Origin of the sequence: Dolichospermum planctonicum (genome assembly GCF_005402965.1) — a bacterium.
GTDB lineage: Bacteria > Cyanobacteriota > Cyanobacteriia > Cyanobacteriales > Nostocaceae > Dolichospermum > Dolichospermum planctonicum.
Genome location: NZ_BJCF01000009.1, coordinates 1 through 14,973, shown reverse-complemented (window position 1 = coordinate 14,973; position 14,973 = coordinate 1). Strand labels below are relative to the sequence as shown.

The 14,973-nt window shown below is 36.9% G+C and carries 15 protein-coding genes and 2 pseudogenes; 9 read left to right on the top strand and 8 right to left on the bottom strand.

What is annotated here, in order from left to right; genetic code table 11:
* The first annotated feature begins 53 nt into the window (after positions 1-53).
* From FFO06_RS06135 to FFO06_RS06110, 6 genes and pseudogenes are all read left to right on the top strand, one after another.
* Positions 54-527 (top strand): type II toxin-antitoxin system VapC family toxin, encoded by a 474-nt coding sequence (locus FFO06_RS06135; protein ID WP_137907245.1) that lies wholly within the window; start codon positions 54-56, stop codon positions 525-527.
* Between the two features lie 2 nt (positions 528-529).
* A complete protein-coding gene (locus FFO06_RS06130; RefSeq protein WP_137907244.1) occupies positions 530-757 on the top strand; it encodes a hypothetical protein in 228 nt (75 codons plus the stop codon).
* 246 nt (positions 758-1,003) lie between these two features.
* Positions 1,004-1,213, top strand: coding sequence for a type II toxin-antitoxin system HicB family antitoxin (locus FFO06_RS06125; RefSeq protein WP_137907243.1), 210 nt, complete (start codon positions 1,004-1,006; stop codon positions 1,211-1,213).
* Complete coding sequence (locus tag FFO06_RS22540) at positions 1,206-1,319, top strand: type II toxin-antitoxin system HicA family toxin (protein WP_268904590.1); 114 nt, start codon at positions 1,206-1,208, stop codon at positions 1,317-1,319. Before FFO06_RS06125 ends, FFO06_RS22540 begins: the two co-directional genes overlap by 8 nt.
* Positions 1,320-1,783: 464 nt before the next feature.
* On the top strand, positions 1,784-2,020 hold the full coding sequence (locus tag FFO06_RS06115) for a DUF433 domain-containing protein (RefSeq protein WP_137907242.1): 237 nt from the start codon (positions 1,784-1,786) through the stop codon (positions 2,018-2,020).
* A pseudogene (locus FFO06_RS06110) lies at positions 2,017-2,367 on the top strand (DUF5615 family PIN-like protein). Before FFO06_RS06115 ends, FFO06_RS06110 begins: the two are co-directional and overlap by 4 nt.
* Before the next feature lie 62 nt (positions 2,368-2,429).
* Here the strand turns inward: FFO06_RS06110 and FFO06_RS22270 are convergent.
* The 3 genes from FFO06_RS22270 to FFO06_RS06100 all read right to left on the bottom strand — a co-directional run bounded on the left by FFO06_RS22270 (position 2,430) and on the right by FFO06_RS06100 (position 6,591).
* Positions 2,430-2,558 carry a hypothetical protein gene (locus FFO06_RS22270; protein WP_268904589.1) on the bottom strand — a complete coding sequence of 43 codons (129 nt, stop codon included), beginning with the start codon at positions 2,556-2,558 and terminating at the stop codon, positions 2,430-2,432.
* On the bottom strand, positions 2,542-3,249 hold the full coding sequence (locus FFO06_RS06105) for a M48 family metallopeptidase (protein WP_137907241.1): 708 nt from the start codon (positions 3,247-3,249) through the stop codon (positions 2,542-2,544). The genes FFO06_RS22270 and FFO06_RS06105 overlap by 17 nt, the downstream gene beginning before the upstream one ends.
* Positions 3,250-3,543: 294 nt before the next feature.
* The gene (locus FFO06_RS06100) at positions 3,544-6,591 is read right to left on the bottom strand and encodes a type I restriction endonuclease subunit R (RefSeq protein WP_137907240.1); all 3,048 of its coding nucleotides are present in this window, start codon (positions 6,589-6,591) and stop codon (positions 3,544-3,546) included.
* Between the two features lie 289 nt (positions 6,592-6,880).
* On the opposite strand from FFO06_RS06100, the gene FFO06_RS06095 reads away from it, so the two are divergent.
* Together FFO06_RS06095 and FFO06_RS06090 are read left to right on the top strand one after the other, a co-directional pair.
* Positions 6,881-7,132, top strand: a complete 252-nt coding sequence (locus FFO06_RS06095) for a UPF0175 family protein (protein ID WP_137907239.1) — start codon at positions 6,881-6,883, stop codon at positions 7,130-7,132.
* Positions 7,129-7,617 (top strand): PIN domain-containing protein, encoded by a 489-nt coding sequence (locus tag FFO06_RS06090; RefSeq protein WP_137907238.1) that lies wholly within the window; start codon positions 7,129-7,131, stop codon positions 7,615-7,617. The genes FFO06_RS06095 and FFO06_RS06090 overlap by 4 nt, the downstream gene beginning before the upstream one ends.
* Before the next feature lie 369 nt (positions 7,618-7,986).
* On the opposite strand, the gene FFO06_RS06085 is transcribed toward FFO06_RS06090, so the two are convergent.
* From FFO06_RS06085 to FFO06_RS06075, 3 genes are all read right to left on the bottom strand, one after another.
* Positions 7,987-8,598 (bottom strand): Uma2 family endonuclease, encoded by a 612-nt coding sequence (locus FFO06_RS06085; protein WP_137907237.1) that lies wholly within the window; start codon positions 8,596-8,598, stop codon positions 7,987-7,989.
* A 218-nt stretch (positions 8,599-8,816) separates the two neighbouring features.
* Positions 8,817-10,115, bottom strand: a complete 1,299-nt coding sequence (locus tag FFO06_RS06080) for a restriction endonuclease subunit S (protein ID WP_137907236.1) — start codon at positions 10,113-10,115, stop codon at positions 8,817-8,819.
* A gap of 96 nt (positions 10,116-10,211) precedes the next feature.
* Positions 10,212-12,623, bottom strand: coding sequence for a type I restriction-modification system subunit M (locus FFO06_RS06075; protein WP_137907235.1), 2,412 nt, complete (start codon positions 12,621-12,623; stop codon positions 10,212-10,214).
* Between the two features lie 633 nt (positions 12,624-13,256).
* Here FFO06_RS06075 and FFO06_RS06070 point away from each other — a divergent pair.
* Complete coding sequence (locus FFO06_RS06070; protein ID WP_137907234.1) at positions 13,257-14,246, top strand: PRC-barrel domain-containing protein; 990 nt, start codon at positions 13,257-13,259, stop codon at positions 14,244-14,246.
* Between the two features lie 223 nt (positions 14,247-14,469).
* Here FFO06_RS06070 and FFO06_RS06065 read toward each other — a convergent pair whose 3' ends face one another.
* A complete protein-coding gene (locus tag FFO06_RS06065; RefSeq protein WP_228036604.1) occupies positions 14,470-14,682 on the bottom strand; it encodes a hypothetical protein in 213 nt (70 codons plus the stop codon).
* Positions 14,683-14,699: 17 nt separating this feature from the next.
* Positions 14,700-14,846 (bottom strand): annotated as a pseudogene (locus FFO06_RS06060) (tetratricopeptide repeat protein); the annotation flags it as partial.
* Between the last annotated feature and the right edge of the window lie 127 nt (positions 14,847-14,973).

Below are 14,973 nucleotides of genomic sequence, written 5' to 3'. Positions count from 1 at the left end.
TGTAACGCACCTAAAATATAAGCTAAAATGAAGTAGCTTACAATCTACCGTGTATGAGTGAAACTGTCTATATTGAAACCAGTATCTTAGGCTACCTTACTGCTCGACCAAGCAGAGACATTATTGTGGCGGCTAATATAGAGATAACGAGGGAGTGGTGGAATACACGGCGCAGTGACTTTCAACTGTACTCATCCCAAGCAGTCTTGAAAGAAACTACCCAAGGAGATGCCAAAATTGCATCTCAACGACTAGAAATTTTTAGCAATCTATCATTACTCAACTTAAACCAATCCGTGCTGGATTTAGCAGAGCAATTTTTAGGCCGCAGCAACCTTCCAGCAAAAGCTGATATTGATGCTGTTCATATCGCAGTTGCAACTGTTCACGGAATGGATTATCTGCTGACATGGAATTGCAAGCACATTGCCAATGCTCAAATTCAGCGAAAATTGGCGGAGATCAGCATTGATTTTGGATACGAATTGCCGATTCTTTGTACACCCTATGAACTTCTAGGAGGTTGATTATGTTTCATGATCAGATTGTGGAAGAGATCCACAAAATTCGTGAACAGTATTCTCGATCATTCAATCATGACTTGAAAGCTATCTTTGCTGATTTGCAAAAGCAACAAGCTGAAAGCGGTAGAGAAGTTGTGAGCTTATCACGAAAGCAAGATATAAGAACACGTTGGAGCGGACGGGGGCGACATCTTGGTGGTGATGCGCCCGATGTTATCCGCCACTCAACTTAGCCATTATATCGAAGCGCTCCGCAGGAATCGCCGATCCTCTAGGGTGCGTTAATGAAATGTAACGCACCTTATTTATTACTGGCACAAAAGCGATTTTCTCGGAGTAACTTCTCAAGAGAAAGTCAAAATCATATCAGTGCGTAAGCGTTGCGCGACTTAGGAATCGCTCATAGGTTGGATTGATAAAGTGCGATAGGGAACAGTGATGTTATAATTTTCAGAGCAAGCTGTTAAGGATAAGAGACGATGAAAAATCGCATCTTTACAGTTATTTTGTACAAAGAAGATGATGTTTACATTGCTGAATGTCCAGAAGTTGGCACAGTAGATCAAGGGGAAACGATCGAGCAGGCGATCGCTGGTTTGAAAGAAGCCACACGGCTTTACCTAGAGGAATTTTCCTTACCAGAAACATCTCCGAGATTTGTTACCAGTATTGAGGTTAGTTATGCCTAAGCTGCCACTAATCTCAAGTAAAGAGGCAATTCGAGCGCTTGAACGCTTAGGCTTCGAGCAAGTTCGTCAAACAGGCAGTCATGTTGTGATGAAGAAAGAAACCTAAGATGGTGAAATTGGTTGTGTCGTCCCTGTGCATCAGGAATTGAAGGTTGGTACATTAAGTGGAATTCTAAAACAAGCGCAAGTCACAGTCGAAGAGTTTATTGACAGTTTATGATGTCTAACAAATCGCTGCATCCGACCTGAAACTTTACTTACAGCAAGTAGCTTTGAGTGAAGTACACTTTGTGCGGGCAAGATGCCCGCACCACAAGAGTTTTATTATTAATATCTGTACTTCGTAATATCGGGAACTGCTGTAATATTCAAGCTACTTGAAGCAGGTGAGTTCAGTTGTAGGTTGATTGACTAAAGTGCGTAAGCTTTGCCCGACCTAGGAATCGCTTGTCGGTTGGATTGACCAAGTGCGCCTTCGCAACACTGACTTTCATTTCGCTTTTTTCTATTGTCATAGAAATCGAAAAATCAAGTATAATTAATTTAGTACCAACATAACATCTAAATATCATGAATAACCTGCTATTAAATAGAATAACAATTAACCATGATATTTGTCATGGTAAACCGTGTATTCGTGGATTGCGCTATCCGGTGGAAATGATCTTAGAACTTTTGAGTTCAGGCATGAATATTGAGGATATTTTAGAAGATTATGATGATTTAGAATATGAAGACATTTTAGCAGTTCTCAGCTTTGCTACTCGACTCACTCAAGTTAAAAGTATCCTCCAATTAGTTTCATGAAATTCTTGATTGATGCTCAATTACCAATGCGAATTGCCAATTTATTAGAGAACTTAGGTTGTGATGTTATACATACCAAGAATCTTCCTTGAAAAAATGCAACTCCAGATTTGGAAATCAACAAACTATCAATCCTGGAACAGAGAATTGTTATTACCAAAGATAAAGATTTTTTAGATTCTTTCTTAATCAAACAAGAGCCTTATAAACTACTACTAATAACTACAGGTAATGTTAGTAACAAACAAATTGAACAACTTTTTGTACAAAATATTACTCAAATAATCGAATTGTTTTTGACCTATGATTTTTTAGAAATGACCAGAGATAGCTTGATTATTCATTAGGGCTAGTTCGCTTGTTGGGGTTAGGTGCGTAAGCGTTGCGCGACCTAGGAATCCCTCGTAGGTTAGATTGATTCGGTTAGAGTCGCTGCATTATTTAACCATTCATCAAAAAAGCGATCGCTAGAATTGAGTCTTAAGCCAAAGGTTTGACGGAGATTGCTCAGGGTAAGGCTACTAGCATTTGTAATCACGGTTTAATTCCTCTTTATATTTTCTCCAATTAGGCATAAATTTATCCATTAAGGCCTGAAATTCAGACCCGTGACTCCGTTCTAAAAGATGGGTAATTTCATGAACTATCACATATTCTAAACATTGTTGGTCTTTTTTAGCCAATTCCAGATTTAACCAAATGCGTTTATCTTGAATATTGCAAGTACCCCATTTTGTTCTCATCATTTTTATTCCCCAGTCATTGATATTCACACCAATATTTTTTTCCCATTTAGTAATTAACGGGGGAATTTGTGCTTTTAATTGTTGACGATACCAAGAATTGAGAACTTTTTGACGTTGTTCTGTACTACTTCCGGGTTTTACATACAAATTCAGATATTGATTATTGCTAATTTCCACTTGAGGGGAATTTTCATAAATTACATTTAATATATAGATTTTACCTTGAAAATAATGACTTTCTCCTGATAAATATTCTATTGTTTTCGGAGTTGGTTTTGATTGTAATTTACTTTGATTTTTTTTAATCCAAGCTAATTTGGAAATTGCAAATAAGCGCACAGATTCATCATTAATATGTAAAGGTGTGGCAATTCTGACACGACCGTCTGGAGGATAAACGGCTAAATGCAGGTTTTTAATATCTTTTCTAACCACATCTATAATTATTTCACTGACGGTTATTTGATAGGTTTCCATATTCATGTTTATGATTTTTATTATGGTTTTAATTACCCATTAAGTTAAGTAGGTTGGCGTTAAAAATTGTCGTTATGACAAGGGAACTCTTAACTCTTAACTCTTAACTGGGAAGAGGTTTTGGGCAACTTTACTTTTCGTTACTTACAGCAAGTAGCTTTGAGTGAGGTACACTTTGTGCGGGCAAGATGCCCGCACCACAAGAGTTTTATTATAGTTTTATTATTAATATCTGTACTTCATAATATCGGGAACTGCTGTATGTCGGTTTTTTCCGTTCACTTACTTAATTTAATTAATTTAATACTCATTTTGATTTTTGATTATTTCCATCATCTCATCTATCTGTTCTGGTAAAGGTAAATATTTCTTAATGGCATTTTTGATCATTCTTTCCTTGACTTTATTTCCTCTCCAACCATCTTGTTTAGTTTGACGAATTACCCTATCTATTGTTAACGCTAATTGTTCATCTTGATCTAGATTATCATATAATGCGATTTTTGCAGAGGTATTCAATGAGGGCGGATAAGTTGATGATTTACTCGGTTGGTGAATTTCTTGAGCTAAGATGATAATTTTCTGTAAATAATTTTCATATTCTGCTGTTGCGGTTTTACGGTTGTCAATTAGTTCTTGGAGTAAAATTGACATTTTATCAAAATACTTGGGGTTGGTGGGTTGTTGTTCAACAATTAATTTCCGCAGGTTGTTTTCTATGGTTTCCGCTACTGCGGTTTGATTGTTTCTAATTCCTGGGGGTAAACTATCAACTGCATTCACTCCATGATTAACTATTAATTCTACTAAAGTTAGATTTTCAAAGTTTGCTAAAATTTGACTTGCTTCTGCACCAATATAACTATCTATCAACTGCCGCATATCATTTTGATAGGCTTTAAAATCAATATAATCTCCACTGGCTAATTTTATCTCTTGACTAACTTGTTGATAATGTTTAACCTCTTTTTTAATCTGATAAATTTCCCGCTCTGTATATCCTGCTGCTGCCATTTCATTGGCTATATTGGCATAATTTCTAACTAAAGAATTGACACTTTTATATAATAGTAGTCTTTGCGGTTCGGTGTTCTTTAAATCCTCTGGGTTTTCCGTATTACCACAAAAATAACGGGTATAGTCTGCCGTATGATAAGGGGGTTTTACGGCTTCACAGAGGGCTTTAAGGGCTTGTCTAGCGGTGTCTAGGTCATTTTTGCCCTTTTCTAATCTGTTACTTAATAACCCAGCTATATCAGCGATGTCATAATCTGCAAAAGCGGCGGAAGTGTAATCTTGAACGGATTTTTCTAAACTTGCAAATAGGTCTTTATAATCTATAATATAACCATATTCTTTGTCTTCACTATCTAAACGATTAACCCGACAAACTGCTTGAAATAAACCATGGTCTCGCATCTTTTTATCTATATAAAGATAAGTAGCGGGAGGTGCATCAAAACCAGTTAATAGTTTATCCACTACTATTAATAATTGCATCTGCGCGGGTGAATTAACAAAGTTGTTTTTTACGTCTTGTTCAAATTTATCTGCTTTTTGTCCATTGAGCATTTTTTGATAGATTTCATATTGATGTATTTTATCGGTTTTTCCCTCGCCTGTGGTTTCACCTTTGATACTTTTGATGGTAGGATCATAAGATGTAATGATCGCACATTGACTAAATCCTGCACTTTGGAATAATTCATAATATTTACAAGCTTCGTAAATACTACCAGCTACAAGTATGGCGTTACCTTTACCATTTTGTAATCGTTCTTTGGTGCTAAAATCTGAGATGATATCTTTAACTATCATTTCTAAGCGAGATTTGGAACTGAGGATTTTTTGCATTGTTCCCCAGCGTTTTTTCAGTTCGGCTTTTGCTGTTTCTGTTAACCCGCTGGTTTTGTCTGCAAACCATTGATCTATTTTCCTCTGGGAGGTGATATACTGCTCAACATTCCGGGCTTCATAACGTAAGTCTAAAACGACTTTATCCCCCACTGCTTCGTTAAATTTGTAAGTGTGAATATATTTACCAAAAACTTCTAAACTGCTTTGTTTGTCTTGTTTTAATAAGGGTGTACCTGTAAAACCAATAAAAAGAGCATTTGGTAATATATCTTTCATGGCTTTATGTAGTTTACCCGCTTGGGTGCGATGACATTCATCTACAAATACATAAAACTGTCCATAAGGTTGGAATTTTTTCGGTAAATTACGTTTTAGTTCTTTTATATAGTCTTCATATTCTTGGGTTTCGGTATTATTTTGCTTTTTCCCGAATTTATGAATTAATGAACAAATTAATGAGGGTGTGGTATTTTGCAGTTGGGTAATTAAGTCCTGTCCGCTTTTGGTTCGATAGATGTTTTCATTGACACCTAAAAAAACGCCTTTGATTTGGTTGTCCAGTTCTTCCCGGTCAGTGATAATTAAAATGCGGGCTTTTGGGTCAAATTCTCGAATCCATTTGGTTAACCACACCATGGTTAAGCTTTTTCCACTACCTTGAGTGTGCCAAATTATCCCACCTTCTTGGCGCTTTATGTGGTCTTGGGCGGCTTTGATGCCTAAGTATTGATGGGAGCGACAGAGTTTTTTAATACCACTGTCAAAGAGGATAAAGTTATAAATAATGTCGAGAAAGCGATGTTTTTCGCACAGTTGTAACAGGTGTTTGTCTAAAAGGTTTGTAATCTGGTGATAACTGTCCTCTTTCCAAGTTAAATAATATTTTTCTGATGTTTTAGTTGTTCCATAACGCAGCCCTTGGGTATCGTTACCTGCTGCAACTAATTGAACTGTATTAAAAAAAGACTTAATAAATATTGATTCTTGACTATCTAGGTTTTGACGGATACCTTTAGAAACGCTGACGGTACTGCTTTTGAGTTCCAGAACCGCTAAAGCAATGCCATTAACGTATAAAACTATATCTGGTCGTTTATCATTTTCCCCTTTAATGCTGACCTCTTCAGCGATATAAAAGTTATTTTTTAAGGGTTCTTGCCAATTTATTAAGTAAACGCTTTGAGTTTTTTCACCTGCTTCTGGGTTAATATTTACACCATAGCGTAATAAGCCATAAATTTCTTTATTAACGTCATAAAGGTTTTTAGCTGTATCCTGATTAAGTTTATTTAGTTCATCAATAGCTTGATTGATAATAGTATGATTATATTTTTGGGTATCGCGTAAAAATATGGTGAGTAAGTCGCTTTCAACGTTGCTATTATTGTCGCGTTTGTGCCAATTCCCTAAATATGTATAATCTAGTTGTTGTTGGAATAGTTGCACTACACGGTTTTGGGTTGCGCGTTCTGATTGTCCTACTTCACTCATTTTTTAACCCTTTTAGTGACAATTACGGTTTGATAGGATTTAACTATTTTAATATGTCTCACCCCAAAGCGCAAATAAACAAAGATTTGTCGGTTGGGTTGAAGCATGAAACCCAACATGAGCAGATATGTTTCACCCCAAAGCGCAAATAAACAAAGATTTGTAGGTTGGGTTGAATAATTTTTGCAATCATCTGGGATATTGGGATATAGTGATATTTTGGTTTTGAGGGTTTGAAACGGAATTACTTGCTCCTGAAAATTAGAAGTGAATGCGTGAGGACAAATTGATGCAAATTACTCTAAACCTACCTGATAACCTCAGTAAAACTGAAACTTTTAACCAGAGTGAATGGCTCCGGGAAATAGCCATTGCCCTATTCCAGCAGCAGCGGATTTCCCTCAGCCGTGCCAGCAAAATTGCCGGAATAGACATAATGAACTTTCAAAAGCTGCTGGCGGACCGGAATATTTGCGTCCATTATGATGTGGAAGACCTGGAGCAGGATGTTCAACACCTGCGGAGTCGGGGCTGGCTATGATTGTCGTCAGTGATACTTCTGCTCTCTCAAATCTTGCCCTTGTTGATCGTCTTGGGTTGCTAGAAACTATTTACCATAAGGTTATTATTCCTGACGTGGTTGCCAGTGAACTGGTAGCGGCCAGCAATCCTACCATTTCAGCTATTCTCCAACTAGACTGGATTCAAACCCAATTCCTCAACAACTTCCAACTTGCTAACCAACTTCAACAGGAACGGGGACTTGATGCCGGAGAAGCAAATGCTATAGCCTTGGCACTTGAACTACAAGCCGATGATTTGCTCATTGATGAACGCTTAGGACGGCAAGAAGCTCTCCGGCTTGGAGTACCTATTATTGGTATTCTGGGCATTCTGCTTGTTGCTAAACAAAGAAGTCTTATCCCTCAAGTTCAACCTGTTATGGATGCTTTAATCAACCGGGCTGGTTTTCGCATCAGTCCCCAGCTATATCAGCGTATCTTAGCTCTTTCTCAAGAATCTTAAGAGCATGACTAGAGACAGTCTGACTAAATAAGATTATATGCCACTGCACAATTTCACCGTTATACCAAAGCGATCGCACCATTAATATGTTATAAATAGATTTGTAGGTTGGGTTGAAGCATGAAACCCAACATGAGCAGATTTGTAGGTTGGGTTGAAGCATGAAACCCAACATGAGCAGATATGTTTCACCCCAAAGCGCAAATAAACAAAGATTTGTAAGTTGGGTTTCACTTCGTTTTACCCAACCTACAACCTGATTTTTCATTAAATTTTATGGCATGATACAGCAGTTACCGCTATTATGAAGTACAAATATTAGTGATAAAACTCTTGTGGTGCGGGCATCTTGCCCGCATAATATTTACCTCACTCAAAGCTACTTGCTGTATCATGTAATTTAAGTTTTAAATCTGCAAATAGAGGAGAAAAAATACTATCTCCTAAACGATATTTTTCTTGTTCATATACTCCATTAATTAATTGACAAATTGTTAACGTCGGTTGTTTGGGGTTGCCAATAAATTGCATTCCACCTAATGCCCAAAAGTCTATTATCCAATATTCTGGTATTTCTAAAAAGGCATATTCTTCTATTTTTCTAGCATAATCATCTTGCCAATTTGTGCTGACAACTTCCGCAACTAATTTAATAGTATTACCATGACAAATTATTGGCTCTTTTTGCCAAAGTGGTTCTTGATTAAGTTTGATTTTATCTAAAACTATCACATCTGGACGCAGTGCTGTAGCTGACGCAGCAGGGGGTTTAATTAAGCAGGTTTTGGGAATTAACCAGTTTAATTTATTATCAATAATCTCGGTGTAAATTCTGCCGGCAATATTTCCCGCAACTTCTTCATGGGGTCTTGTGGGTTCGATGTCTCTGAGTTCTCCGTCAATTAGTTCATAGCGGGTATTGTCCCCATATTCAATTAAAAATTGCTCAAAGGTGAGGGTTTTTACTGGGGTATAGGTCATAGGTTTATATTGTTTCTGATGTTGGTTTTATGTTCACGAATTTTTAAGCTCTATTCAATATAGGACTTACGCAAGATTCATGGAATAACGAACCACAGAGGCACAGAGGTCACGGAGAAATGAGGATTTGAGAGATATTTTGCGTAAGTCCTGTCAATATTACCAATTTTATAGGGTCTTGGTTTCCCGTCAAGTCGCAAAGGAAGATCCTATAATTATCAATTATCAATTATTCTCGTTTTTCCTGTTAACAATTCTTGCATCATTCCCTGTTTTATGGTTTTATATTTGTCGCGTTTTTTTTCTAATGCTTCTATTTCTTTATCCATGTCTGTTAGTATTTCAGCTATGGCTTTTTGTTCTTCTATAGTTGGTATTTTTATTGTTCCATTTAAAATATCTTTAGTGCTTATATTAGCCTGTACCCCAAGAGAAGCAACTGATTTAGAGTAATCTCTCCAACCTTTAGTATTTGATAAATTTGATAATGCTACTAAAAATAATGGATTAATCTTTTCTCTGTCTATTCTCAATAAACCAACCCTTTGATTAAGAAGAAAAGTTTCTCTCCTATTTACTTGACACATTCTACCTATTAAATTTTTACTAGGTGTTACGTCTGTCATAGCAATAATTACATCTCCATATTTGAGATGATAGTTTTTAAGAGATTCAAATTCTGAACTTGTCCAAAAGTTGACTTTTGACTCATCAAATTGAAAAGAACCATCTAATCCAATTTGAGCCATTGTAACAATTGGAATACCTACTCTAATATAGCCCCTTGCAGAAAATCCATATCCATTCTGCAAACTGTTGATTAATTCCCCCAATTTCTTCACTTCCCACTTACCGCTAAAACCAGGTAAACGCTTCTTACCCGTGAGGAGTTCCTGCATTGTCCCCTGTTTAAGGTTACGCTTTTTCGTGATCAGTTGATCTATGGCTGTAATTAGGTTATCTACATCACTCAGTGCATGAGCGATCGCTTTTTGTTCAGCAAGCGGAGGAAGGGGAATACAAACCTCTTTTAAATCACTTTGTCCAATATTTGCTCTAATAGCACCCTGTCCTCTTTTTATAATCTGATTTCTGACAATAGCTGAAGAGAAAGCATATTGAGAAAAAAAGTAATCTAGTAAATTATTTATTGGTCTTCCTCTGATAACAAAACCACCAAAAACTACATCTTTATTATCTAAATAAACTGATGTTAATCCTACTTCTTCTTGTGTTTCAGATGTTCTATTAAATAATATATCACCTAATTGCACAAGATTACTTTTTATAGTAGCTGAATCTATAGTTACAAATCCTGGTATATCTTGATAAAAAAGATACCTTTTTTGTATAATTTCTAATATATTAATAAACTTTATTCCTTCTCCATAATATTTTTTATCTGCATTTATTCCATTTTTAAACTTCAACAATTCCCCCAATTTCTTCACTTCCCAATCATCAGGAATAACCCCCACCTCAGTAACCTTATAACCATCTTTAATATTAATTTCCATTACCAAACCATCCCCATATTTTGCAAATCTGTACGTCGTTTTAAACCTTTGTAGAGACGTTCCATGGAACGTCTCTACCTTTACAAAAGATAACTATCACCAAATCATTCCCATATTTTGCAAATGTCCTTCAACCTTCTGAGTCAAAATCTCCACCTCAGAACTTAACACAGATAAAGGCAGATCATAACGTTCCCCTAACTCCTTAATCCTTTGCGTCAACCGTTGAGAAATCCGATCCATTTCCCCAATTATACCCTGTTTTAATGTCCTCATCCATTTATCATTAACCACCAGAATTTTCACCTCTTCCTCTGTTAAATGTTGATATTTTTTAAGCACCTGATTATGTAAAGATAGAGTCAGATCCTTAATTTTCTTACTCATTTCTGCCTCCGCTTCAATCAATTTTAAATAACTTTTTAACACCTTTAACTCATCTGCATCTGCAAAAAGCGGATTTTTCTGAATTTCCTTCATTCTCACATTAATACTAGTCTTAGTAACTTTCCCACTATCATTAGTCACTTCTGCTAATAAACCCTCTTCTCCACCATATTCTTCTTGCATTTCTTCCTGTTGTCGGACTAGATCATCTTTCTGTATTTCCCACTGGGCAATTTTCCCCTGTTCCGTGAGAAAATAGCGGTTAATCATCAATTCTTCAGGAATCAATTCACAGACATAATCTGTAATAGTCCCCTTTTTATTGGTAATTTCCGTTAATTCCGCTTTCCAACCATCTTCAACTAAAATATAAACATCATCCTTCATTGTTTTTAACCAATAGGTCATCAAATGCTGATAAACATCATACTTATCAATCAGGTTTTTATCTGCAAATGCTGTTAACAAATCTTCGGATAAAGTGTAAATAATTTCCTTGGGTTTATCCCCTGGTTGAATAGCTGTTAATAACGGGGTGTGTTTATTTTCCCAGGTTTGAAAAACCTTGTCAATTTCTTGACTATATTGGATAAATTCAGGATGATTAAAAATACAGGTTTTGACCTCGGAAACTGCAATTTTTAGCTGTACATATCCTGCTCTATTTGTTGCTGCAAATAAATCTTGTTGTAGAGTTGGGTAAACTTGCCAATAATCTTGTAATGCTGCAATATCGCGCTGAGGTATGCCCCCTAATAAATGGGCTGCAATATCTTGAATATCTTCTTCTTCTTGAGAGTCAATATAACGGGGAATATTCAAATTATAATCATTGGCTGCAATTTCTGTAAAAAGCACCATCCGCGAGTATTTGGGAACTTCTAACTGTTTATTGAAAACATCTACTATTTTATGGATATCCTGTTCTCGCAGTCGGTTTTTGTTGCCATCTTTAATATAAGCTTTACTTGCATCTATCATCAAAATACTTTGCCGATTTTCGGCGTTTTCTTTATCTATGACAATAATACAGGCCGGTATCCCCGTCCCATAAAATAAATTAGCAGGTAAGCCAATTATCCCTTTAATTATCCGTTTTTGCAGCAGATTTTTTCTAATATCTGCCTCCGCATTCCCTCGAAATAACACCCCGTGGGGTAAAATTATCGCTCCCTTACCATGAGGTTTTAAAGAAGCAACTAAATGTAATAAAAAGGCATAATCACCATTTTTAACTGGTGGAATTCCATAACCATCAAATCGGTTAAATTCATCTTTGTCTAATTTAATGCCGTTACTCCAAGCTTTCACAGAAAAAGGAGGATTTGCAACTGCAAAATCAAAGGTTTTTAACCCACTTTGATCATCTTTAAAATAGGGAGTTGATAAGGTATTATCTTGATAAATTTCCGCACTAGGATGTCCATGTAGAATCATATTCATCCGCGCTAATGCGTAGGTTGCGTTATCTATTTCTTGCCCGTAGATGCTGATTTTTACATCGGTTTCATCTGCTGCTTTTAATAATAATGAACCACTACCACAGGTAGGATCATAAATACTTTGTTCTTGACTGGTTGCGGTGTTAATTCCTATGACTTTAGCAATGACGCGGGAAACTTCCCCAGGGGTGTAAAATTGTCCTTTGCTTTTACCTGACTGGGTGGCAAAATTCCGCATTAAATACTCATAGGCATCACCTAATATATCATCTCCATCAGCGCGGTTTTTACTAAAGTTTAAAGCGGGGGTTTCAAAAATAGCTACCAGGTTAGAAAGCCTATCTTGCATTTCCTTCCCTTTCCCCAATTTATCCCCATCATTAAAATCCGCATCATTAAAGATGTTACCTAAGTCATTAGCTGTGGCTAGATTCTGGATGATTTCATTGATTTTCGCCCCTATATCTGGTTTTCCTTTTAAATTGACAATATCCTGAAAACTCCCACCTTGAGGGACTTCTAAGGTGGCATCTTCTACACCTGCATAGCGATCGGAAATGTACTTAACAAATAATAAAACTAATACATAATTTTTATACTGAGAAGCATCCATACCTCCCCGCAATTCGTCGCAACTTTTCCATAAAGAACTGTAAAGTTCACTTTTCTTAATTGCCATTTTGTGTAGTAGCCTCAGAACCCTGATTTTTTCAATTCAATTATTTTCATTAATGTCTTAACTTATCATAAAAGTCCGGGATCTTATGATCATCCTTCCTTATCTGCGTTTATCTGCGTTTATTTGCGTTCAATTATTGATCACAATTTTTCCCTCCTGTTGTTAAGGAGAGGGTTAGGGTGGGGTCAAAACTGGTTTGGTGATCTCTATTTTGGCATTTTGGCGATACTTTGTTAACAACTGTCTATTTTGAGATAGGACAAATGGGGAAAGATTAGCTAAAATGTAAAAACAATCGGTAAAACAGTTACAATTTTTTGATATAAGTAGGTTGGCGTTAAAAATTGTCGTTATGACAAGGGAACTCTTAACTCTTAACTCTTAACTCTTAACTGGGAAGAGGTTTTGGGCAATTTTACTTTTCGTTACTTGTGTCGGTTTTTTTACGTTCACCTACTTAGTTGGTTTTGAGATATTTGGTTTTAAGATAGTTGTGAGTTGGTGCTGTCCGATGATAGAATCACCACAGCAACAGGTAACAGGGAGCAGACAACTAACAAGTGACAACTGACAAATTTCTGTTAAAAATAGTGATATACATAAACTGGATTAAAGATCAGGACTAGGTATATAATGACCTCAGAGCAAGTAATTAGACGTTCGGATATATTAAACACTCAGGTAATTACCCGCGACAACGGTAAGCGGTTAGGTATCGTGAGTCAAGTCTGGGTTGATGTAGATCAAAGAGAGGTTGTGGCGCTTAGTTTGCGAGACAGCCTTATTTCTATTTCTAGTCTCCCTCGCAATATGTATCTTAACACCATTAACCAAATCGGTGATGTCATCTTAGTTGATAATGAGGATGTCATTGAAGATGTGGAAATAGAGATTCTCAGTAATCTCATGAACTGGGAAGTTATCACAGAAACAGGTGAAGTTTTAGGCAAGGTACGGGGCTTTAAATTTAATGGCGAAACAGGTAAAATATACACTATAGTCATTGCTGCTTTGGGATTACCCCAAATTCCTGACCAGTTTTTAAGTACCTACGAACTTTCTATAGATGAAGTTGTCAGCACTGGACCGAGTCGCTTGATTGTGTTTGAAGGTGCTGAAGAAAGAGTTAACCAGTTAACTGTAGGCGTTTTAGAACGGCTAGGTATTGGTAAAGCCCCTTGGGAAAGGGACGCAGAAGAAGAATTTGGTTATACCCCACCTCGGACGGTTGCACCGAGTAATCAATTACCCAGCGGTGTTCCTCTGGAAGCACCTCGGCCCAAGGTGCGTATTCCTGAACCCGTAGCCAAAGAAGAGGAATGGACGGAAGACTACGTAGAGGAAGAAAGGCCTCAGCGTCAAGTTATGAAAGCCCGTTCCTATGAGTCAATTCGGTATGAAGAAGATGAAGAAGATAACTGGAGTGACGCGACGGTCTCTGACCGTTATCAGGAAGCACCCAGATACGAGGCCAAACCTGCTAAAAAGACCTACGCTGACCAGTATGATGACTATGATGATGATTTAGATGGTGATGCTTGGGATGATGCACCAAAGCCGGTAAATATCCCGAAAAAGGTCAAGGAACGACAGGTGGAATACGAAGAAGAAGGCGGATATTAAGTTTTGTAAACCCCCTGATACTGGTAGTCAAGGGGGTTATTTTTTGTATCGGTTTGTTTCTGTAAAGGTGCATTTTTCTTTGTCGGATTTGGAAAATTGAGGATATCCAAACAGTTAAAACTGTCCCCTGTCCCCTGTCTCCTGTCTCCTGTCCCCTGTTCCCTGCTCTCACAGACGACTTATTCAGCAAGCCCTACTTATAGTTACTTATAGTTACTTATAGTTAAAAATTTAAAATATCTAAAGATGCTTCTATTTCCAATTTTATAATTCTAGCCTGTGTATCTTTATATTCTGCTAATTTTCCCTCTTGCCAATATAAATCTGCTGCTTTATGAAAATCCTCAATCGCTCCTTGTTTATCTCCTATCTCTAATCGGGCATTTCCTCGGTTATAATAAGCATTAATATAGTGGTAATTATAGTGATAATTCATTTTAATTACTTGAGTATATCCGCACTCACTGACCATCTAACTCTATCAATACTACCGTGACGAGATTTGACTTCAACCCCAATTAAAGAGTTAGCGGTGAGGGTAAAATCGCTTTTACCATCACCACCAAAGCGTTTTTCATAATCTATTTCAGTAATAAAATCGGGATACACAACTAACGTAGTTAAACCTTGGTCAAACAGTGTCAATTGCTGATAGTTCGCTCTCTGATTGACCTGACTCGTAAAATTACCTTATTTGTTCTAGAGTCTGGGGCTTATCCTTGCCCGT